Origin of the sequence: Nocardia sp. CC227C (genome assembly GCF_030767025.1) — a bacterium.
In the GTDB taxonomy this organism is placed as follows: domain Bacteria; phylum Actinomycetota; class Actinomycetes; order Mycobacteriales; family Mycobacteriaceae; genus Nocardia.
In genome coordinates, this window is record NZ_JASITE010000003.1 from 286,455 (window position 1) to 306,961 (window position 20,507).

At 70.3% G+C, this 20,507-nt stretch carries 20 protein-coding genes; 18 read left to right on the forward strand and 2 right to left on the reverse strand.

Features of this window, described 5'->3' with window-relative positions; genetic code table 11:
* The first annotated feature begins 2,885 nt into the window (after positions 1-2,885).
* The 14 genes from infA (at position 2,886) to QMO76_RS07215 (ending at position 13,918) form a co-directional block, all read left to right on the forward strand.
* Positions 2,886-3,107, forward strand: coding sequence for a translation initiation factor IF-1 (gene infA, locus QMO76_RS07150; protein ID WP_003886926.1), 222 nt, complete (start codon positions 2,886-2,888; stop codon positions 3,105-3,107).
* Positions 3,108-3,203: 96 nt separating this feature from the next.
* Complete coding sequence (rpmJ, locus tag QMO76_RS07155; protein WP_025347279.1) at positions 3,204-3,317, forward strand: 50S ribosomal protein L36; 114 nt, start codon at positions 3,204-3,206, stop codon at positions 3,315-3,317.
* 222 nt (positions 3,318-3,539) lie between these two features.
* Entirely contained in the window at positions 3,540-3,911 is a 372-nt protein-coding gene (gene rpsM / locus QMO76_RS07160) for a 30S ribosomal protein S13 (protein ID WP_029923716.1), read from the forward strand.
* A gap of 9 nt (positions 3,912-3,920) precedes the next feature.
* A complete protein-coding gene (gene rpsK / locus QMO76_RS07165; RefSeq protein WP_029923717.1) occupies positions 3,921-4,334 on the forward strand; it encodes a 30S ribosomal protein S11 in 414 nt (137 codons plus the stop codon).
* Positions 4,335-4,355: 21 nt separating this feature from the next.
* Complete coding sequence (rpsD, locus tag QMO76_RS07170; RefSeq protein ID WP_029923718.1) at positions 4,356-4,961, forward strand: 30S ribosomal protein S4; 606 nt, start codon at positions 4,356-4,358, stop codon at positions 4,959-4,961.
* 100 nt (positions 4,962-5,061) lie between these two features.
* Complete coding sequence (locus tag QMO76_RS07175; protein WP_029923719.1) at positions 5,062-6,120, forward strand: DNA-directed RNA polymerase subunit alpha; 1,059 nt, start codon at positions 5,062-5,064, stop codon at positions 6,118-6,120.
* Between the two features lie 54 nt (positions 6,121-6,174).
* Positions 6,175-6,675, forward strand: coding sequence for a 50S ribosomal protein L17 (gene rplQ, locus QMO76_RS07180; protein WP_306360391.1), 501 nt, complete (start codon positions 6,175-6,177; stop codon positions 6,673-6,675).
* 246 nt (positions 6,676-6,921) lie between these two features.
* A complete protein-coding gene (truA, locus tag QMO76_RS07185) occupies positions 6,922-7,767 on the forward strand; it encodes a tRNA pseudouridine(38-40) synthase TruA (protein WP_372341913.1) in 846 nt (281 codons plus the stop codon).
* Positions 7,768-7,873: 106 nt separating this feature from the next.
* Entirely contained in the window at positions 7,874-8,899 is a 1,026-nt protein-coding gene (locus QMO76_RS07190) for a helix-turn-helix domain-containing protein (protein WP_306360392.1), read from the forward strand.
* A gap of 51 nt (positions 8,900-8,950) precedes the next feature.
* Complete coding sequence (locus QMO76_RS07195) at positions 8,951-9,922, forward strand: AraC family transcriptional regulator (RefSeq protein ID WP_306360393.1); 972 nt, start codon at positions 8,951-8,953, stop codon at positions 9,920-9,922.
* Between the two features lie 110 nt (positions 9,923-10,032).
* Positions 10,033-10,887, forward strand: coding sequence for a nitrilase-related carbon-nitrogen hydrolase (locus QMO76_RS07200; protein WP_306360394.1), 855 nt, complete (start codon positions 10,033-10,035; stop codon positions 10,885-10,887).
* Between the two features lie 56 nt (positions 10,888-10,943).
* Positions 10,944-11,771 carry an LLM class F420-dependent oxidoreductase gene (locus tag QMO76_RS07205; RefSeq protein WP_306360395.1) on the forward strand — a complete coding sequence of 276 codons (828 nt, stop codon included), beginning with the start codon at positions 10,944-10,946 and terminating at the stop codon, positions 11,769-11,771.
* 89 nt (positions 11,772-11,860) lie between these two features.
* Positions 11,861-12,853 carry an AraC family transcriptional regulator gene (locus QMO76_RS07210; RefSeq protein WP_306360396.1) on the forward strand — a complete coding sequence of 331 codons (993 nt, stop codon included), beginning with the start codon at positions 11,861-11,863 and terminating at the stop codon, positions 12,851-12,853.
* Positions 12,854-12,943: 90 nt separating this feature from the next.
* Positions 12,944-13,918, forward strand: coding sequence for a nitrilase-related carbon-nitrogen hydrolase (locus QMO76_RS07215; protein WP_306360397.1), 975 nt, complete (start codon positions 12,944-12,946; stop codon positions 13,916-13,918).
* Between the two features lie 40 nt (positions 13,919-13,958).
* On the opposite strand, the gene QMO76_RS07220 is transcribed toward QMO76_RS07215, so the two are convergent.
* Positions 13,959-14,294 (reverse strand): metal-sensitive transcriptional regulator, encoded by a 336-nt coding sequence (locus tag QMO76_RS07220; protein ID WP_372341914.1) that lies wholly within the window; start codon positions 14,292-14,294, stop codon positions 13,959-13,961.
* A gap of 123 nt (positions 14,295-14,417) precedes the next feature.
* Between QMO76_RS07220 and QMO76_RS07225 the strand changes: the two genes are divergently transcribed.
* The 3 genes from QMO76_RS07225 (at position 14,418) to QMO76_RS07235 (ending at position 17,173) form a co-directional block, all read left to right on the forward strand.
* Positions 14,418-15,233, forward strand: coding sequence for an S-methyl-5'-thioadenosine phosphorylase (locus tag QMO76_RS07225; protein ID WP_306360399.1), 816 nt, complete (start codon positions 14,418-14,420; stop codon positions 15,231-15,233).
* Between the two features lie 221 nt (positions 15,234-15,454).
* The gene (locus QMO76_RS07230; protein WP_306360400.1) at positions 15,455-16,561 is read left to right on the forward strand and encodes an NAD(P)-dependent oxidoreductase; all 1,107 of its coding nucleotides are present in this window, start codon (positions 15,455-15,457) and stop codon (positions 16,559-16,561) included.
* Positions 16,562-16,612: 51 nt separating this feature from the next.
* Positions 16,613-17,173: an NADPH-dependent FMN reductase gene (locus QMO76_RS07235; protein ID WP_306360401.1), complete on the forward strand. Its 561-nt coding sequence runs from the start codon at positions 16,613-16,615 to the stop codon at positions 17,171-17,173.
* A gap of 3 nt (positions 17,174-17,176) precedes the next feature.
* Here QMO76_RS07235 and eccE read toward each other — a convergent pair whose 3' ends face one another.
* Positions 17,177-18,853 carry a type VII secretion protein EccE gene (gene eccE / locus QMO76_RS07240; RefSeq protein ID WP_306360402.1) on the reverse strand — a complete coding sequence of 559 codons (1,677 nt, stop codon included), beginning with the start codon at positions 18,851-18,853 and terminating at the stop codon, positions 17,177-17,179.
* Between the two features lie 132 nt (positions 18,854-18,985).
* Between eccE and eccB the strand changes: the two genes are divergently transcribed.
* Positions 18,986-20,464 carry a type VII secretion protein EccB gene (gene eccB / locus QMO76_RS07245; protein WP_306360403.1) on the forward strand — a complete coding sequence of 493 codons (1,479 nt, stop codon included), beginning with the start codon at positions 18,986-18,988 and terminating at the stop codon, positions 20,462-20,464.
* Positions 20,465-20,507 lie beyond the last annotated feature (43 nt).

Here is a 20,507-nt window from a genome sequence, read left to right on the forward strand (position 1 = left end):
CGGCGGGTGCGTGCGGCCGAGCGGGGGACGGGATCCCTTCGGGGGCAGTGGGATGCGCTGCGCCGGGGTGCTGCGGGTCGCCGGTCTGGGGCGTGCCGTAGCGCACCGTGGGTGTGCTCTGCGGTGGGGTGGACGGGGCGCGGTGCCTGCCACCGGACGGCGGGTCGGGGACCGGCTCGGCGGTTGGTGCGCGGTGGCCCGAAGGAGCGGCGGGCAGGTCGAACCGCTGCGTGGGGGGAACGGCGGTCGAGGTGTCGCGGGTCGCCGGTTCCGGTGCGGCGGAATCCTGCGACGTCGGACCGCCCGCTGGTGTGGTGCGAGCCTTGGGAGCCCGGCGGTGCGGGGCGGCGGGAGCGGACGCGGCGGGCACGGCCGAACCGTCGGCATCGGCGTTCGGCGCGGCGGAGTCGACGGCACCATCGGCCGACGAGGGCCGCGGTGCGGGAACGGCACCATCCGGAACCGACGTGGACCGTCGTCCCACCGCATGCGAGTCGGCCGCCCCCGTGGAGTCGGTGGCGCTCGGGTCCGTGGCCCCGTCGGTCGACTGCCGCGACGAAGCCGCGGAATCCTGTTGCGGTGCGGAGGGACCCATCCGCTCGGCACCGTCATCGCCACCGGCCGCCGTACGGTCGGCGGAAGGAGCGCCGGTCGCGGGGGCGGTCACATCCGCGAGCGGCCGCGGCGGCGTGGAGCGATCCGGTGCGGCGGCACCGCTCGCACCGGAGGTCGCGGGGGTTCCCGCCGGCCCGGTGTCGGGCAGCGGCGGACGCTGCGCCGGGGAGGTAGGCGCTGGCGGGTGTTCGCCGGTCGGGGGCGCGGTCAGGGTGTCCGGCCGTGACGTGCGTTCCACGGCGGCCTGTCGGTCCGCATCGGCCTGCGAGTGTCGTTGGCCGGGGTCGTTCGCCGAGGGGGCGTCCGGCGGCGGTGGGCGGTGCGTCGCCTGCCGAGCCTCGTCGGATGGCGGAGAGTGCTGCCCGGGCGGGGCTGGAACGGGCGTGGGGGCGGTTCCCGGCGTCGAGGTCGGGGAGGCCGTCGGGGGTGGGTCCGGGAGGGGTGGCCGGGGCGGGAGGGGTGGACGTGTCGCGGTGCCGGGGGCCGGAGTGGGGCTCGGCGCTCGGCCCGGTGTGGCGGGGTGCGCGGGAGCCGACGTCGGCATGGAGTGCGGTGCCGACTGGGTGTTGGAGGTCGGTGCGGTGCCGGGAGTCGGTGCGGTGCCGCCGGGGGTATCGGGAGACGTCGGCGGTGGGGTGGGCTGGGCCGTCTGTGCCGGGGCGGGGCCGTTGGTGGCGGGCGTTGGTGCCTCGGTCGAGCCCGGGTGCGCGGTGGGTGTGGGAGGCCGGGTGAAATCCCGGCTCGGGGCGGGCGTCGGGTGCGCGGGGGAGTTCGGGGCAGGGGACGGGCTCGTGGGGGAGCTTGGGGTCGACGCCGGGCTCGTGGGGGAACTCGGGGTAGAGGCGGGGCTTGGGGGCGAGTTCGGGGCAGGGGCCGGGTGCGCGGGGGAACTCGGGGCAGGGGTGGAGCTCGGGGGGAATGCCGAGTTCGGTCCGCCAGAGGCGAATTCCGTGTTCGCAGGGGCGCTCGGGGCGTGCGGTGTATCCCGGTGCGGTGCGGGTGGCAGCGGGAATCGCGGCGGTGCGGCGTGCTGCTGTGCTGGCGGGAGCGGTGCGTCCGGCGCGGTCTCGCCGGGGGTGCGGTTCGGCGGTTGCGCGCTCGTCGGCGCGGTGGGAATCGGTGGGTGCGCCGGAGCCGACGGGTGCGCTGGAGCTGCTGGGTTGACTGGCACCGCCGGGTGGGCTGGAGCTGCTGGGTTGACTGGTGCCGACGGGTGGGCCGGAACCGCCGGGTGGGCCGGAGCCGACGGGTTGGCGGGACCTGGGAGCGGTGGGCGTCCGCTCGCCGCACCCTCGTGCGGAGCGCTCTCCTCCAGGGGCGGCAGTCGCCGGGGGGCGTCTCCGGCGGATTCGTACCGCGGCGAGGGGGTTCGATCGGTGTCCGGCTGCCCCGGCGCTCGGTTGTCGCGGGGCCGCGGCACCCGGTTGCCGCCGGGCAGCGGACGGTGTGCCGCCTCGCCGGGCCGCTCGGGCGTGCTGTGCTCGCTCCGCGTCCCCGGCTCGCCGTGCTGGCGAGTGTCGAAGCCGTGGGCGGGGGCGGGCAGTTGGTCGCCGGGGTGGTGGCCGGATGCCTGGGGGGTGCGGCGGGGGAGGCCGGTGGGCGGTTCGGATTCGGGGGCGTGCGCGTCGTTGGGGGACGGGTCCTGGTTCCAGGCGGGGGTCGGGGGGATGCGGACCGGTTCGCGCTGGGGGATGGGGTCGGGCTCGGGGGCGTCCTTGTCCTTGCGGCCCTTGCGGCGGCCGAACAGGCCGCCGCGGGCGGACTTCTTCTCGGGAATGAGTTCGTCGTGCGGGAGGTTCTCGACGGGAGCCTCGTAGCCGACCTCGGTGACTTCACTCTCGGAGAGCCACGGCGGCAGCATCGGGAGGCCGTCGTTGTTGCGGCTCACATGTCCCCCTGAATGCTGGACCGAACTGATACAGGACAGCGCAGAGTTTAGCGATCCAGACGAGGACGTGTCGGGGGCAGTCGGTTCCGCGAGGGCGGACGACCGCCGGGCGCGGGCTCTGCTCCGCACATCACCGGGGCTCTGCTCCGCACGTCACCGGGGCTCTGCTCCGCACGTCACAGTGCCCCGTATTTGGCGCGAACTGGGAAGACGAGTAAGCTTGGTCGGCGGTGCGCCTACACGGTGGCAGTGGCATGTCCTCATGCCGTGTCCCGTGAGTATGGCACCGGGTCGACTGGAGTGCACGACAAACCAGTGATCGCACAGCTAGCCGAGAGCGCTGCAACCAACCAGGTTCAGCCTAAACGGGATCGCGGAGGATATGGCGAAGAAAGACGGGGCCATCGAGGTCGAGGGTCGAGTTATCGAGCCGCTCCCGAATGCGATGTTCCGGATCGAGCTGGAGAACGGTCACAAGGTTCTCGCGCACATCAGCGGCAAGATGCGGCAGCACTACATCCGCATCCTGCCCGAGGACCGCGTGGTCGTCGAGCTGTCGCCCTACGACTTGTCGCGGGGCCGCATCGTCTACCGCTACAAGTAATCGCCCGCGGCGATTGCCCCTAGATTTCCCCGGCCATACCGGCCGGGGAACAACTGTGTTCACGGCCAGTGGACACCGACCCAGATTGGATCTGACGTGAAGGTTCAGCCGAGCGTCAAGAAGATCTGCGAGAAGTGCAAGGTGATCCGCCGCAACGGACGGGTCATGGTGATCTGCGACAACCTGCGCCACAAGCAGCGCCAGGGCTGATTTCGGCCGGAAGGCCGGGCTCGCCGGGAGCAATCCCGGTCGCTCACCAGCCAAGCACCGAACGCAGTTCGGATTGGCAACACAAGAAGACCTCCCAGCGCCAGTCGCCGTTGTCGAGCCCCGTGCGGGGCGGATGGCGGCCCACCCCCGGTACGGAGGCCGGGGCCCCATACGAGGGGACGGACAGGGAGCAGACCTCCGAACAGAAAAGGAATCGCCACCATGGCACGTCTGATGGGCGTCGACCTCCCGCGTGAAAAGCGCATGGAGATCGCGCTGACCTACATCTTCGGCATCGGCCGTACCCGCGCCAAGGAGATCCTGGAAGCCACCGGCGTCAGCGCCGACCTGCGCTCGAAGGACCTCAGTGACGACGACCTGACCAAGCTCCGCGACTACATCGAGTCGCAGGACTTCAAGGTCGAGGGTGACCTGCGCCGCGAGGTGCAGGCCGACATCCGTCGCAAGATCGAGATCCAGTGCTACCAGGGCATCCGCCACCGCCGCGGCCTGCCCGTGCGTGGCCAGCGGACCAAGACCAACGCTCGCACGCGCAAGGGTCCGAAGAAGACCGTCGCCGGCAAGAAGAAGTAGGGATAGCGCATGCCTCCGAAGAGCCGGGCCGCTGGCCCGAAGAAGACTCAGAAGTCGCGTCGCCGGGACAAGAAGAACGTCCCCCACGGCAACGCGCACATCAAGAGCACGTTCAACAACACCATCGTGTCCATCACCGACCCGCAGGGCAACGTCATCTCCTGGGCGTCCTCCGGCCACGTCGGTTTCAAGGGCTCGCGTAAGTCCACCCCGTTCGCCGCGCAGCTCGCTGCCGAGAACGCTGCCCGCAAGGCGCAGGAGCACGGCGTCAAGAAGGTCGACGTGTTCGTGAAGGGCCCGGGTTCGGGCCGTGAGACCGCGATCCGATCGCTGCAGGCCGCTGGCCTCGAGGTCGGCACGATCTCCGATGTCACCCCGCAGCCGCACAACGGCTGCCGTCCGCCCAAGCGGCGTCGCGTCTAGCGGGAAGGAAGGTAGAGAAACATGGCTCGTTACACCGGCCCCATTACCCGCAAGTCGCGTCGTCTGCGTGTCGACCTCGTCGGAGGCGACCAGGCGTTCGAGCGTCGTCCTTACCCGCCCGGCCAGCACGGCCGCGCGCGGATCAAGGAGTCCGAGTACCTGATGCAGCTGCAGGAGAAGCAGAAGGCTCGCTTCTCCTACGGCGTCATGGAGAAGCAGTTCCGCCGCTACTACGAAGAGGCGAACCGCCAGAAGGGCAAGACCGGCGACAACCTGCTGCGTCTGCTCGAGTCGCGGCTCGACAACGTCGTGTACCGCGCCGGTCTGGCCCGTACCCGTCGTCAGGCTCGTCAGCTCGTCTCGCACGGCCACTTCACCGTCAACGGTGTGAAGGTCGACGTGCCGTCGTTCCAGGTCTCCCAGTACGACATCATCGATGTCAAGGAGAAGTCGGCCGGCTACCTGCCGTTCCAGATCGCGCGTGAGACCTACGGCGAGCGTCCGGTTCCGGGCTGGCTGCAGGTCGTCCCGGGCCGACTGCGGATTCTGGTGCACCAGCTCCCCGAGCGTGCGCAGATCGATGTTCCGCTGCAGGAACAGCTGATCGTCGAGTTCTACTCGAAGTAGGCGCTCACCGCGCCGCTGGTGGGGGGCCGCCGCAAGTCGGTCCCCCGCAATCCATGTCGTGAGCGTCAAATAGCGGGCGCTCTTGAAGGAGGAACAGTCCATGCTGATTTCACAGCGACCGACGCTGACCGAAGAGGTCGTTTCCGAGAATCGCTCCCGGTTCACCATCGAACCGCTGGAGCCGGGCTTCGGCTACACCCTCGGCAACTCGCTGCGCCGCACCCTGCTCTCGAGCATTCCGGGTGCCGCGGTCACCAGCATCCGCATCGACGGCGTGCTGCACGAGTTCACCACGGTTCCGGGCGTGAAGGAAGATGTCACCGACATCATCCTGAACCTCAAGGGCCTCGTGGTGTCGTCCGAAGAGGACGAGCCGGTCACCATGTACGTGCGCAAGCAGGGCCCGGGCACCGTCACCGCCGGTGACATCGTGCCGCCGGCCGGTGTGACCGTCCACAACCCGGATATGCACATCGCCACCCTGAACGACAAGGGCAAGCTGGAGATCGAGCTCGTGGTCGAGCGCGGTCGCGGCTACGTCCCTGCCGTGCAGAACAAGGCGTCGGGCGCGGAAATCGGCCGGATTCCGGTGGATTCGATCTACTCCCCGGTCCTGAAGGTGACCTACAAGGTCGAGGCGACTCGTGTCGAGCAGCGCACCGACTTCGACCGGCTCATCCTGGATGTCGAGACCAAGAACTCGATCTCCGCGCGGGATGCGCTGGCGTCGGCCGGTAAGACCCTGGTCGAGCTGTTCGGCCTGGCTCGTGAGCTCAACGTCGAGGCGGAAGGCATCGAGATCGGGCCCAGCCCGGCCGAGGCCGACCACATCGCGTCCTTCGGGCTGCCGATCGAGGACCTGGATCTGACCGTGCGGTCCTACAACTGCCTCAAGCGCGAGGGTGTGCACACCGTCGGCGAGCTGGTTGCCCGCACCGAGTCCGATCTGCTGGACATCCGCAACTTCGGACAGAAGTCCATCGACGAGGTCAAGGTCAAGCTGCATTCGCTGGGCCTCTCGCTGAAGGACTCCCCGGCCTCCTTCGATCCGTCCAGCGTCGTCGGCTACGACGCCGCCAGCGGCACTTGGAGCGACAGCGGCTCGTTCAGCGACACCGACAGCGGCGAGCAGGACTACGCCGAAACCGAACAGCTCTAAGGCCGCGCGGGGTGTAGCGCCCCGAGCCGGCCTTCAACACAGGAGATTCCAACAATGCCCAAGCCCAAGAAGGGTGCCCGCTTCGGCGGGTCGGCGTCGCACCAGAAGGCGATCTACGCCAACCTGGCGACGGCGCTCTTCGAGCACGGTCGGATCACGACCACCGAGGCCAAGGCCAAGGCGCTGCGCCCCTACGCCGAGAAGCTCGTCACCAAGGCGAAGGCCGGCACTCTGGCCGACCGTCGCGAGGTCATGAAGGTGATCCGCCGCAAGGACATCGTGCACGCTCTCTTCGCGGAGATCGGCCCGTCCTTCGACGGTCGCGAGGGTGGCTACACCCGCATCGTCAAGACCGTCCCCCGCAAGGGTGACAACGCGCCGATGGCGATCATCGAGCTGGTCCGGGAGAAGACCGTGACCAACGAGGCCGATCGTGCCCGCCGCGTCGCCGCCTCGCAGCAGAAGGTCGCGGAGACCAAGGTCGAGGAGAAGGTCGAGGAGGCCGAGACCGAGGCCGTCGCCGAGGCTCCCGCGGAGGAGAAGAAGGAAGACTGACGTCTTCGTTCTTCCGAAGGGATCGGGGGCTCTGCCCCCGCACCCCCGTGTGAGTCGGCTGCGCGAGGGGATCGGGGGCTGTGCCCCCGGCACCCCCGTGTGAGCCGGGTGCGCGGCGGATCTGAGGCTCCGCCCCCGCACCCCTGGGAGCCGGGGTACGCCCCGGTGCCCCGATAGTCGGACTCATGTCGAGCCCGTCGTCCCTTCGGGGCGGCGGGCTCGACTCGTGTCGATCAGGAGGTCGCTGTGGTGGTGGAGGATTCGGGCTCGGACGTGGTTCGGGTACGGCTGGATATCGGCTACGACGGGACCGACTTCATCGGCTGGGCCCGCCAGCCCGGGTTGCGCACCGTGCAGGGGGTGCTCGAGGAGTCGCTGGGCAAGGTGCTGCGGGAGCCGGTGCAGCTGACCGTGGCCGGACGCACCGACGCGGGGGTGCACGCGGAGGGGCAGGTCGCGCATTTCGACACCCGCGCCGAGGTGGACGGGCCGCGGCTGGTGCATCGGCTGGCGCGGTTCCTGCCGAAGGACGTGCGGGTCAAGTCGGTGAGCTTCCCGCCCGCGGAATTCGACGCCCGCTTCTCCGCCGTTCGCCGCCACTACGCCTATCGCCTCACCACCGCGCCCTACGGCGCGGAGCCGCTGTCGGCGCGCAGCGTGGTCGCCTGTCGCTCCGACGTCGATCTGGAGGCCATGCGGGCCGCGTCGCGAGAACTGTTGGGGCTGCACGATTTCGCCGCGTTCTGCCGCCGCCGCGAGGGCGCCACCACGGTGCGCGAACTACAGCGCTTCGACTGGGAGCGCGACGGCGATCTGCTGACCGCCCACGTGAGCGCCGACGCGTTCTGCTGGTCCATGGTCCGCAGCCTGGTGGGCGCGGTGCTGGCGGTCGGCGAGGGACGGCGCACGCCGGAGTGGGTGGCGGGCCTGCTGCTCGAACGGGAGCGTTCCAGCGCGGTGACCGTGGCTCCGGCGCACGGCCTGAGCCTGGTGGCGGTCGACTATCCGCCCGACGCCGAGCTGGCCGCCCGCAACGTTCAGACGCGCGAACTGCGCACCGTGCCCGGCGCGGAGGGCTGCTGCGGCAGTTGAGGATCCGCGCAGCCGTCGGTTCGGGAGATGAGGAGTTGGTGTTGTCGGCCGTCCATGTCGTGACGACCGTGGCCGCGGCGTCCGCCGCCGGAGGGAGCGGTGGACGGTGACCGGCCGGGTGCCGGATATCCGCGAGGTCGAGATTCGCTCCGGAACCGAGGTCTCGTCGGGGGAGGCGTTTCAGCGCTGGGAAGCGCATATGAGCGAGACGTACTTCCCGCTGGCCGTATCGCCCACCGCGCCGAATCACTTCCACGGTTGGATCAGCCACGGCAGTTACGGCGGGGTGGAACTGTCGGCGGTGGGTGCGACGCCGCAGCGGGTGCGCCGCACCGCGCGGGCGGTCGCCGACGCCGAGGACGAGTATCTCCTGGCCGGAATCTTCGTACGCGGGCAGGGACGCCTGCATCAGGGGGATCGCGTCGCCGAGCTGCGCCCCGGCATGATGGTGCTCTACGGCAGCGGGGAGCAGTATCACTGGGAGATCGAGGGCCGGTGGGAGAAGGCGGTCGTGCAGGTTCCGCTGAGTCGATTGCGCGAGCACAGCGGGATCACCCTGGACGAGGTGCCGACCGTGGTGGCGCTGCCCGGCGATTCCGCGGCCGGCGTGGTGGCTCGTTACTTCCGGGGCCTGGCCGGAATTCAGCGCACCGATCCGCGGCAGGCGGCCGTGCTGGCGGCTCCGGCCATGGACATGCTGGTCTCCGCGGTGCACCTGGCCGTCGGCGGTGAGCGGTCCACCCCGGACGCCGTCGTTCGGGAGCAGGTGCTGGACTACATGCGCGCCCACCGCACCGATCCGGGCCTCACCGTCGATCGGATCGCCCAGGGCTGTCTGATGTCGCGGCGCACCCTGTACCGGGTCTTCGACGAGATCGAGGGCGGTCCGGCGGCGGTGCTGCGACGGATGCGGGTGGACTACGCGTGCGAGCTGCTGACGAAATCGGCGCTGCCCATCGCGGCGGTCGCGCGCGCGTCGGGTTTTCTCACCGAGCGGCATTTCTACCGGGCCTTCCGGTTGGAGAAAGGTGTCACCCCGGCGGCGTTCCGGATGTCCGACCTCGCCCGAAGCGCGCCCGATTTGTCCGAACCAATTCGCTTGTCTGCGAATGTGAAGCGAGCGAACTCATAGCGTCGATCGGAATGCTGGGAGTTTCGGCCCACTCGGTGGGAAGATAGCCGTGTGGGCCGACCGATTGCCGCCACCGCCGAGGTCATATCGACCTCGGACGTTTCGCCGCGCCAAGCCTTCGAACAATGGGAAGCCATCGTCGCCGACACCGTGGTGCCGGCAACCGTCGCGCCGCTGGCCCAGGGGCACTGGCACGGCCAGCTGAGCTGCACCCAGTTCGAGCGCTCCAGCGTGACCCTGATGCGTGCCAGCGCGCAGCGGGTGATCCGATCGCGCAAGCAGGTGGATCAGTCCACCGACGAGTTCTTCCTCGCCAACTTCGTCGTCGACGGGGTCAACTGGACCGAGCAGCAGGGGCGGCGCGCGGAGACCGAGACCGGGTCCATCGCCTTCTTCGACAGCGGACGGCCGCTGGTCAGCCTCACCACCGACAACGCGCTGTCGGTGATCGTGCGTGCCCCCATGGACCAGTTGCTCGAGCACTCCGGCCTGACCCGCGACGAACTGCCCATCGCCACGGCGATGCCCACCGACGGCGCGCTCGGCGTGGTGACCGGGTTCTTCCGGGGGCTGGCCGAACTGCCGCCCGGTGAAAGCGACCGGGCGGCAAACGTACTCGGCACCCAGTGCGTGGAGATGCTCGCCTCGGCGGTGCTGCTGGCCACGGGCGGCAATACCGTCGCGCCCACCGACTCGATCTACACCCGGCGGCAGGTGCTGGCCTACCTACGCCGCCGGTTCACCGATCCGGACCTCACCATGGACGAGGTCGCGCACGCCTGCCTGGTCTCGCGGCGCACGCTCTATCGCGTGTGCGCCGGGTTCGGCGGACCCGCCGCGCTGGTGCGGCGCATGCGGATCGAGCACGCCCGCAAACTGTTGCGCGCCGATCCCTCCCGGCCGCTGTCGGCCATCGCGTTCGCCTCCGGCTTCGGCACCGAGCGGCACTTCTATCGCGCCTTCCGCGACGAGACCGGGATGACGCCGGGCGAATTCCGCACCGGTCTCCACCGCGACAGCTAACCAGGCACACACGGTCGGTAGCACGGCACGAGATGTCGGTGTGCCCCGGCACTCACCTGGCGAAGGGTGATTGCACCGTCAATCAACGGTGAGTGTCGAGGGGAGGCGCGGTGCTTTCGAAAGTGCGAGTCGCGGCGGTGCAAGCCGAGCCGCGCTGGCTGGACCTGCGCGCCGGCGTGGAGCAGACCGTGGAACTGATCGCGGAGGCGGCCGCCGGCGGAGCGCGATTGGTCGCCTTCCCCGAGGCGTTCCTGCCCGGATACCCGTGGTGGCTGTGGTTGGACTCGGTCGGTCGGGGTCCCGGGTTCCTCGCCCGCTACCGGACCAATTCGATGATCGTGGACCGCGCCGAATTCCGCCGTATCACCGATGCGGCGCGGCGGAATCGGATTCACGTGGTGGTGGGGTTCAGCGAACGATCCGGCAACGACCTGTACCTGTCGCAGGGTTTGATCGACGATCGCGGCAATCTCATCGGACTGCGGCGCAAACCGGATCCGACGGAACTGGAGGCGATGATCTTCACGCCCGGAGATCGGTTGCAGCCCTATGTATTCCGCTCCGCGATCGGGCGGATCGGAATGCACGGTGGCTCCGAGCAGTTGCGGCTGCCCGCTCGCCAGGACCTCGAGCGCGCCGGGGCACAGCTGCACGTGGTGTCCTGGCCGGGGTTCATTGTCGCCAAGGAGGTGGGCTGGGGTGTGCGCGTGAACACCGCGGCCACGCTCTGGTACGCGGTGGTGGGCGGCATGTTCGTGATCGCGCCGTGCGCCGTCATGGATGTCGCGGGCAGCGAGCAGCACCGCGGCCCCGACGCGGGCAAGCGGCTGGTGCGCGGGCCGGGCGGGCACACCCGGATCTACGCACCCGGCGGGCGGGAGCTGGCCGCGCCGTTGGCGGGCGGGGCCGAGGGCATTCTCTTCGCAGATATCGAACTCGATCTCAGCGCGGTGCACGCGGCCTGAGCGGCGGGGGCGGCTACGGCGGAATAGCCGCGTGTGCCGACGAGTTCGCTCTCGGTATGACGGAACTCGGAAGAATTGGCGTATGGCGTGCCTACGGGGGGTTCACACCGGAGGAGGCACGGGAGCTGGAAGGGCTGGGGTACGGGACGCTCTGGCTCGGCGGATCGCCGCCCGCCGAACTGCCCGGCGTGGCTGAGCTGCTCGCCGCGACCGAGACCATCCACGTGGCCACCAGCATCGTGAACGTCTGGTCCGCCCCCGCCGCGGAAGTGGCCGAATCCTTCCATCGCCTCGACGCCCGCTTCCCGGGACGGTTCCTGCTCGGCCTCGGTGCGGGCCATCCGGAGATGACCGGCGAGTACCGCAAGCCCTACGAGGTGCTGGTCGAATACCTCGACGAGCTGGACCGTGCGGGGGTGCCGAAGGAGCGTCGCGCCCTGGCCGCGCTCGGCCCGCGGGTGCTGAAACTGGCCGGTGACCGCACCGCCGGTGCGCTGCCCTATCTGGTCACCCCCGAACACACCCGCCGTGCGCGTGCGACGCTGGGACCGGACGCGCTGCTGGCCGTCGAGCACAAGGTGGTGCTGGACACCGATCCGGTGCGCGCCCGTACGCAGGCGATACCGCGGGTGGAGTTCTATCTCGATCTCCAGAATTACACGAGCAATCTGCGGCGGTTGGGATTCGAGGACGCCGATCTGGTGAAACCGGGCAGCGATCGACTGCTGGACGCCCTGGTAGCGCACGGAAGCGCGAAATCGGTTGTGGAGCAGCTGGTTCACCACCTCGACGCCGGCGCCGACCATCTCGTGCTGCAAGTACTCGACGATGATTCGCTGTCGACGCTGCGTACGCTCGCGCCACTGCTGCACGCTTCATCGTGAACGGAAGTCGGCCGTAAGCGCGGTCATTGGGATCGGTGCCGGGAATCTGAGAGACTGCAACGCAATCATCGACGTACACCAGGTGCAAGGTGAGTGCGGAATTGAATCGGTTGGCGCTCGAACGAATCGAGCTGCGATCCGGTGCCGACGAGTCGGCGGCGGAAGTATTCGAGCAGTGGGAGGCACTGCTCGGAGACAGCTATGTGCCGCTCGCGTCCGTACCGCTGCCGTCCGGGAGTTTCCACGGGCGGATCGATCTCGGGCACTACGACGACGTGGACCTGTCCACCGTCGGATCGACGCCGCAGGAAGCGCGGCGCACGAATAGCCTGATCTCGGGGGCGAGCGACGAGTATCTGCTCGCCACCGTTCAGCTCGGTGGGCGCGGGCGGCTGTATCAGGACGGCCGGATCGCCGAGGTAGGACCCGGGTCGCTGGTGTTCTACAACACCACCCGGCCCTATCGCTGGATGATTCCCGAAGAATGGGAAATGGCGGTCGTGCGGGTGCCGCTGGCTCGAATACGGGAACTCACCGGGCTCGCCGACGACGAATTGCCCACCGCCACCGCCGTATCGCGCGACAGCCCCGCCGGTGTGGTGGCGCGGTACTTCCGGGACCTGGCCGACCTGCAGAGCCGGGAACCGGAGCAGGCGCGATTGCTCATGACGCCGGGACTGGATCTGCTCGCCTCCGCCGTCACCCTGGCCGCCGGCGGGGCGGAGTCCGAGCAGTCCGCCGACGCCTTCGCCCGCCAGCGGGTGCTCGACTTCATGCGTGGCAATTGCACCGATCCCGAGCTCACCGTCGATCGAATTGCGGACGGCTGCGCGATGTCGCGCCGCACCCTGTACCGCGTGTTCGACGATTGCGAGGAGGGTCCGGCCGCGGTATTGCGGCGAATGCGGGTGGAACACGCCTGTGAAATGCTCGCCCGAGAACCTATGCTGCCCATAGCGGTTGTCGCCGCGGCATCCGGATTCCTCACCGAGCGGCATTGCTATCGGGCCTTCCGGGTCGAAAAGGGTGCGACCCCCGCCTCATTCAGGGTGGGCGGACGCACTGGCACGGACGGTCGGTAGCCGGGCACGGATAGGCATTGTGCGACAACCCGTTCCTACAAAGAATGCGAAGATGAAGGGGTTTACGCGGGAGTTGCCGAGGGAGAGAAAGTGCGGGTCGCTGTCGTTCAAGCAGAGCCGAAATGGCAACTGCGCGCCGGAATCGAACATATTGTCGAATTGATGGGCGCGGCCGCCACGGCTGGTGCGGAACTGATCGCGTTTCCCGAGGCTTTCGTACCCGGCTACCCGTGGTGGGTGTCGCCGGATGGGCGTGGTGCGGCGGAATCCGTTGCGCACTACCGCTCCAACGCCATGACGCGCGACGGCGCGGAAATGCGTGCGGTGCTCGCCGCGGCCCGGGAGCATCGAATACACGTGGTGTTCGGATTCGTGGAACGGTGTGATCGCCGCGTATTCATGACACAGGCCGTCATCGACGACGGCGGGGCGGTGCTGTCGCTGCGCCACAAACCCGGGCTCAACAGCCAGGAGCGGCGCGTATTCAGTGCGGGTACGCCGGGTCTGCCGACCGTGCACCGCAGCCGCATCGGACGTTTGGGCGCGCTGTCCGGGCAGGAGAATTCGCGGCCGCTGTTCACTCGCGCCATGCGCGCCGACGGACAGCAGATTCACGTCGCGGCCTGGCCCGGGTTCCTCACCGCCGGCGATACCGCCGGAATCGGCGCGCCCACCACGGCGAGCCGGTTGTACGCCATCGAGGGCGGGGCGTTCGTGCTGGCCCCGTGTGCGGTGGTGGGGTCGGCCGGACTGTCGGTGCCGGGGGTGAACGCACGGCTGGCCCGCGGTGGGGGTTACGCGCGCATCTTCGGCTCGGACGGAGCCGAATTGGCCCACCCGCTCGCAGAGGACGAGGAGGGCCTGCTCTACGCCGACCTGAATCTCGGCGTGGACCGGGTCGATCCGCCGCTGCGCGATCTGCTCGGCGCGCCGCCGGTGGACCCGGCCGACGCCCCGGCCGCCACGCGCCGCCGCGGCTCCCGCGATACGGCGACCGCGGCGGGTGCCGATCGCGGCCCGTCCCGCACCGAGCGCATCCGTCTCGTGGGCCGCGAAAGCGCCTAGCGCCGCGCCCACACCTCGGGCACGATGTCGTCGCGCGGGCTCAGCTGCGGACCAGGCGGGCGATGGCGTCGGTGGCTTCCTTGATCTTGGCTTCGGCTTCGGGGCCGCCCGCGACGGCGGCGTCCACCACGCAGTGGCTGATGTGATCCTCGAGCAGTCCCATGGCGACGGCCTGGAGGGCCTTGGTCATGGCCGAGACCTGGGTGAGGATGTCGATGCAGTACTTCTCCTCCTCGACCATGCGCTGCAGGCCGCGAGCCTGGCCCTCGATGCGGCGCAGGCGCTTGAGGTAGTCGTCCTTGGCGGTGATGTAGCCGTGCGTGGCGTGATCGTGGCAGGATTCGCCCGCCTCGACGGTGGTGTTCTCCTCGGTCACCGGCATACCCTCGCTCCCGGCCGTGTCGGCCCTTGCCCGCAAATACCCCCCTAGGGTACACGTGCGGGCGGGGCGTCACCACCTGACACCGACACTCATGCACGGATACGCAAGAATCGGGGCATGAGTTCGGATCCTCGGGCCACGCTGGCCATTATCGGCGGCAGCGGGTTCTACGACTTCTTCGATGACGACGCGACCACGGTCGAGGCCGAGACGCCCTACGGTGCGCCGAGCGCCCCGATCACCATCGGCACGGTGGCCGGGCGGTCGGTGGCCTTCCTGCCACGGCACGGGCGTAAGCACGAGTTCTCACCGCATACGGTGCCCTATCGCGCCAATATGTGGGCGCTGCGCTCGCTCGGCGTGCGGCGGATCTTCGGCCCGTGCGCGGTGGGCAGCCTGCGCGCCGACTGGGGGCCGGGCACCGTCGCCGTGCCCGACCAACTGGTGGACCGCACCTCCGGACGCGACCAGACCTTCTTCGACGCGGGCGGGGTGCACGTCGCCTTCGCCGATCCGTACTGCGCCGAACTGCGTGCGGCCGCCGTCTCGGCCGCCGTCACCGAACTCCCCATGAAGGACCACGGCACCATGGTGGTCGTCCAGGGGCCGCGCTTCTCCACCCGCGCCGAGAGCCGCTGGTTCGCCGGACAGGGCTGGGAACTGGTGAACATGACCGGGCACCCGGAGGCCGTACTCGCCCGGGAACTCGAAATGTGCTACAGCGCAATCGCTCTGGTCACCGACCTGGACGCCGGTCTGGAGTCCGGCGATGGCGTCTCCGCCGCCGCCGTCTTCGCCGAGTTCGAACGCAATCTGGTTCCGTTCAAGTCCCTGGTGCGCCGCGCCGTCGCCGCCGTCGACCGCGACGACACCTGCGACCACTGCCGCGTGCACGCGGGCACGGGCGTGCGGCTGCCGTTCGAACTGCCGTAACCGATTGCCCGGTCCGCGGGGCCCGGTGGCGGACGCGCTCGGCGGGCGTGAGTCCGCGTGGGAAGCGCCGACCGCTGTTCACGCGACCGCACGTGGAGTTCCCGGACCGGGACCGGCCGGTTCGAGTGCCGCACCGGCGACGCCGGATGCGACACGGTGTCGTCTCATGGGCCGGGTGATCGCCCGATTCGGGGTGTTGCCGTTCGCTTACGCTGGGAGACATGAGCGTGGGTGTCGAGCCGGGGGAGCGGTCACGGGTGCTGGTCACCGGGGCGGCCGGGTTCATCGGGGGGCATGTGCGGCGGGCGCTGACGGCGGCGGGGCACGAGGTGATCGCGGTCGACAGTATGTGGGAGACCGTGCACGGAGCGGATGCCGAACCGCCGCAGGGGGTTTCGGTGGTGGACGTGCGGGACGCGGACGCGCTGGCGGAATTGCTGCCCGGTGTCGACGTGGTGTGCCATCTGGCGGGCGCCGGGCCGGGCGTGGTCGATGCGGAGGCGGTGGAGCCGAGCCGGGTGCCCGGCGGCACGGATCTCATGCGGGGCGCGTCGGTGTTCGTGGCGCACAACGACGGTGGGACCGCGGCCTTGCTGGCGGCCATGGAGCGGGCGGGGGTGCGGCGGCTGGTGCTGGCCTCGTCGGTGGCGGTCTACGGGGAGGGGCGGTACCGCGGGATGCGGGGTGGGGTGTTCCATCCGGGGATGCGGCGGCGGCGCGATCTGGACCGGGGGATGTTCGACCACCGGGCCCCGCGCACGGGGGATCTGCTGACCTGGGAGCCGGTGGGTGAGGACGCGCCCGTGCGGCCCCGGAGCGCCTATGCGGCAAGCAAAGCCGCGCAGGAGAACTACGCGCTGGCCTGGGCGGCGCAGCCGGGGGTGTCGGCCACCGTCTTGCGGTACCACCACGTGTACGGCGAGCCGGTGTGCCCGGTGCGGACGGCGGAAACCGGTGTGGTGGCGCGCTTCCGCGCCGAACTCGCGGCCGGACGCGCCCCGCACCTCTTCGAGGACGGCGGCCAGACCCGGGATTTCGTGCACGTGCGCGATGTCGCGGCCGCCACGGTGGCGGCCGTCCGCCACGATCTGCCCGGCTTCGTGCCGCTGAATATCGCCTCGGGGCGGCCTATCACCGTCTGGCAGGTCGCCTCCCTGCTGGCCGAGGCCCTCGGCGGCCCCGACCCCGTCGTCACCGGCCGGTACCGCGCCACCGATGTCCGCCACCTGGTCGCCAACCCCGGACGCGCCCGCCGCGCCCTGGATTTCACCCCGCGCATCCCACCCGCCCGGGGCCTCGCCGCCTACGCCACCGGCACCCACCCCTGACCCGCCGCACCGATGGCGCACCCGGCTCCCGCTCGGGGTTAGGCTGCGCGCATGGGTGATCCGGTGCGGCTCGAGGTGATCGTGGCCAGTACGCGGCCGGGGCGGTTCGCGCCGGTGGTGGCGGAGTGGTTTCTGCGGGCCGCGCGGGCGGACGGGCGGTTCGACATCGGTGTGGTCGATCTGCTCGATACGCCGCTGCCCGTGGATCTGAGCGAGACGCCGGAGGCGGCAGCGTATCGGGAGCGGGTGGCGGCCGCGGATGCCTTCGTGGCGGTGACGTCGGAGTACAACCACGGATATCCGGCATCGCTGAAGACGGCGCTCGATTCCGCCAAGCGGGAGTGGCGGGGCAAGCCGATCGGCTTCGTCAGCTACGGCGGACTGTCGGGCGGATTGCGCGCGGTCGAGCAGTTGCGGCAGGTGGTGGCCGAGATCCACATGGTGTCGATTCGCGAGACCGTGAGCTTCCACGAGGCCAAGCGGAAATTCGACGCGGCGGGCGAGACCGGGGACGGTGCGGCCGTCGACGCCGCCGGACGGCTGCTGCGCCAGCTCGACTGGTGGGGCCGGCACCTGCGGGCCGCTCGGGCGGCCGAACCGTATCCCGGCTGAGCCTCACCGGGTGCGGGCGTGCGCCCCGCGCGGACGGCCGATGTAGGTGGTCTCGTTCGGGATGGACACCAGGGTCAGTTCCTCCCGGGTGGTGCCGGTGCGCAGGGTGATTCGATTGCCGACGGCCCCCGGCTGGTGGATGGACAGCTCCGGCCGGGTGTCCGGCCAGCCGAGCGGGTCGCCGGTGAGATAGACGGTGGTGATGCCCGCGTGCGGTGCGGGTGCGAGCACGCCGTCGACGACGGTGGCGGTGAAATCGGCGTCGGGCTGATGGGTTTCGGTGGCGATGGTGAGGCGCTCCGGATTGCCGATGGTGGTGACGAGGTGCTCCCAGGAGTGCGGCCGGTCGGTGCGGATCAGCACCCGTTCCCCGATGGCCAGCGCACGGAAGATCAGCTGCTGGGCGAGATAGAGTTCGCCCGCCACGTACACGCGCGAAATCCCCTGTCCGACCAGACGGATGGCGACGCCGCGGCCATCGGCGTCGGATCCGAGCAGCTGCCCGCATCCCGAGGAGGGCAGCCGCAGCGCGTCGAGGTCGGCGACGGGGAACTCGTCGGTCGGCACCGCTGCCTCGACGCCGGGCACGGCCAGCGGCAGGTGCGCGAGCAGTCCGTCGCGGTGGCGTCCGTTCATCGAGATCATGTGCGGCTGTAGCGGTTTCTCGGGCAGCTCGCGCATGGTCAGCCGCCACGCCGCCCCGACCCGCACGGTGTGCTCCGACCGTCCCGGCCGCAACCGCACCACCACGGTGGTGCCCCGGGTCGGCGGCACCCAGAGGCTGTCGAGCACGTCGGTGCCCAGCCGCCGGGGATCGACCGCCGCACCGATGTTCACGCCGTTGCCGACCTCGGCTCCCCGCCACTGCTGGGTGAGTTCGCGCGGGTCCAGGCCGCCGGTCACCTGCACCGCCGCCTGCCGGATCTCGGGTGCGGTGAGAATGCGTGCCGTGCAGCCGGCGTCGGCGAGGGTGCGCACGACGCGCTGGGTGGCGATGCTCACCGCGCGGCAGGCTCCGGTCAGTCCACCGCCGCGGCGGCGCGCCGCCTGCGGGCACCGCAGCGGGTCGAAGGCGATGGCCAGCCACACCGTGCGGTGTGCGGTGGCGGGCAGCGGTCCCAGCAGCTTCTCGTAGCTGGCACCGGCGGGAGTGCCGGAGCGGCTGCGGAATCCGTGCGCGACGATATCCATCCCGGCGAGCCGGATGTCGTGCTGCCGCAGGCAGGCCGCCAGTTCCGGCAGGGGCAGCAGATGAGAGGCGTGCACGGTGCCGCTGCCGAGCCGGGTCAGTCCGCCCTCGGTGGCGAGCACCTCCACGACGGCCACCACCCGGCTGCCGTCGCGGTAGATCCCGGGGGAGCGGCCGTCGGCGGCGCGGAAGTCGAGGGTGTCGCCGATGCGGTAGGCGCGCTGTCTCCGGTAGCGCCACCCGGTGGCGAGCCAAGAGGAAACTGGTCGTTTGCCCAATGGAATCAGCAGGGCCGCCGCGACCACCGGGCCCACCGTCGAAGCCACCCACCACGACGCGCCGCAGGCGAATGCGGCCAACCCCGCCGCCAGTCCGGCCAGCTGCGCGCTGACGAGGTCCGGCAGGGTGATCCAGCCGAGCGGTGGGCGGCCCGGCGGTGGTGGCGTCGGCGGCGGAACGGCAGGCGACGCTGTCTCGCCAGGTGCGGCCATCGTGGTCCCCACATCCCGTCGGCGACCGCCGGCGGCGGCCGAATTCGGACAAAGACCAGGTGCGATAGGAATCTGCTTTCGGTGGAACTGTACTGTGTCGAGCGAACTCGATGACCCGTCGGGGGAGAATTCATGCCTTCCAAACCGACCACGCGCTGGCAGGTGAGCGGCTACCGCTTCCTGGTCCGCCGCATGGAGCACGCACTGGTGCGCCGGGATGTGCGAATGCTGCACGACCCGATGCGCTCGCAGTCGCGCGCGTTCACGGTCGGCCTGGTGCTGGCCCTGGTCGCCCTGGCCGGTTGCGGAGTGTTAGCCCTCCTGCGACCGCAGGACAAGATGGGCAACAGCGCCATTCTCATCGGCAAGGATTCCGGTGCGGTCTACGTGGTCATCGACGGCATCGTGCATCCGGCGCTCAATCTCGCCTCGGCCCGGCTGGCGGCGGGCGAGGCCGCCGCACCCGCCACCGTCAAGGAGTCGGAACTGGGCAAGAAGCCGCGCGGCCAGCTCATCGGCATTCCGGGCGCGCCCGCCTCGCTGAACTTCGACGACAGCGGCCACGGCCGCGCCTGGACCGTCTGCGACACCTTGGCCAACGACGGCAGCGGTGAGCTGACCACCGCCGTACTGGCGGGTGATCCGGAACTGGCGGAGCAGGCGGGTCCGCTGGCCTCCGGCCGGGCACTGCTGGTGCGTGGGCGCGAGGCCACGTACCTGGTGTACGACGATCGGCGGGCCCGGGTGGACATGAACGATCGCGCCGTCGTCGACGCCCTCGGTATTCGTGACATGACGCCGCGCCCGATCAGCGAGGGTCTGCTCAACGCCATCCCCGAGGTGCTGCCCATCGTGCCGCCGACCATCGCGGATGTCGGTGCGGCACCGGGCTATTCGCTCGGCGATCACCGAATCGGCGATGTGGTGCAGGTGCGCACCGACGGCAGCCACTATGTGGTGCTGGCCGACGGCCTGCAACCGGTGTCGGAGCTGACCGCCGATATCGTCCGCAATACCTACCGCGCCACGTCGACCGATACCTATATCGCCCAGGCGGATCGGACGGCGGCCCCCGTCTCGTCGGCGCTGCGGGTCGCGGACTATCCGGAGGCCGCCCCCGAGATCGTCGACGGCAAGGACCAACCCGTGGAATGCCTGTCCTGGCAACCCGTTCCGGTCGCCGACAAGTCCGAGGGCAGCAGGCGTGCGGAGCTGACGGTGCTGACCGGGCACACCGTGCCGATTCCGGATCGCGCGCGGCTGGTCTCGCTCGCCCAGGCCGACGGTTCCGGGCCGAACGCGGACGCCTTCTACATGCGGCCGGGTGCGGGCGCGTACGTGCAGTCCACCGGCATCGAGCCCGACAGCGAGCGCCGCGACAGCCTCTTCTACATCTCCGATTTCGGGGTGCGCTACGGCATCGTGAATCTCGAGGCGGCGAAGGCGCTCGGCATGGACCCCGACGGCGTCCGCCCGGAGCGCGCGCCCTGGCAGCTGATCGGCCTGCTGGCGCCGGGCCCGGCCCTGAGCCGGGCCGCCGCCATGGTGGCGCACGATGGCGTCGCCCCGGACGCCAATCCGGCGAAAGAGCCGGTGAAGACGCAGAATTGAGCCGGAGCCGGATGGGGGCCCGACCCCGGGGTCGACTACCTGG

Coding starts and splice junctions, on each gene's coding strand:
- eccB (WP_306360403.1), top strand. CDS start 18,986: ATGCCTTCCAAACCGACCACGCGCTGGCAGGTGAGCGGCTACCGCTTC.
- infA (WP_003886926.1), top strand. CDS start 2,886: ATGGCGAAGAAAGACGGGGCCATCGAGGTCGAGGGTCGAGTTATCGAG.
- rpsD (WP_029923718.1), top strand. CDS start 4,356: ATGGCTCGTTACACCGGCCCCATTACCCGCAAGTCGCGTCGTCTGCGT.
- QMO76_RS07225 (WP_306360399.1), top strand. CDS start 14,418: ATGAGTTCGGATCCTCGGGCCACGCTGGCCATTATCGGCGGCAGCGGG.
- QMO76_RS07175 (WP_029923719.1), top strand. CDS start 5,062: ATGCTGATTTCACAGCGACCGACGCTGACCGAAGAGGTCGTTTCCGAG.
- eccE (WP_306360402.1), bottom strand. CDS start 18,853: ATGGCCGCACCTGGCGAGACAGCGTCGCCTGCCGTTCCGCCGCCGACG.
- rpsK (WP_029923717.1), top strand. CDS start 3,921: ATGCCTCCGAAGAGCCGGGCCGCTGGCCCGAAGAAGACTCAGAAGTCG.
- QMO76_RS07230 (WP_306360400.1), top strand. CDS start 15,455: ATGAGCGTGGGTGTCGAGCCGGGGGAGCGGTCACGGGTGCTGGTCACC.
- rplQ (WP_306360391.1), top strand. CDS start 6,175: ATGCCCAAGCCCAAGAAGGGTGCCCGCTTCGGCGGGTCGGCGTCGCAC.
- QMO76_RS07235 (WP_306360401.1), top strand. CDS start 16,613: ATGGGTGATCCGGTGCGGCTCGAGGTGATCGTGGCCAGTACGCGGCCG.
- QMO76_RS07205 (WP_306360395.1), top strand. CDS start 10,944: ATGACGGAACTCGGAAGAATTGGCGTATGGCGTGCCTACGGGGGGTTC.
- rpsM (WP_029923716.1), top strand. CDS start 3,540: ATGGCACGTCTGATGGGCGTCGACCTCCCGCGTGAAAAGCGCATGGAG.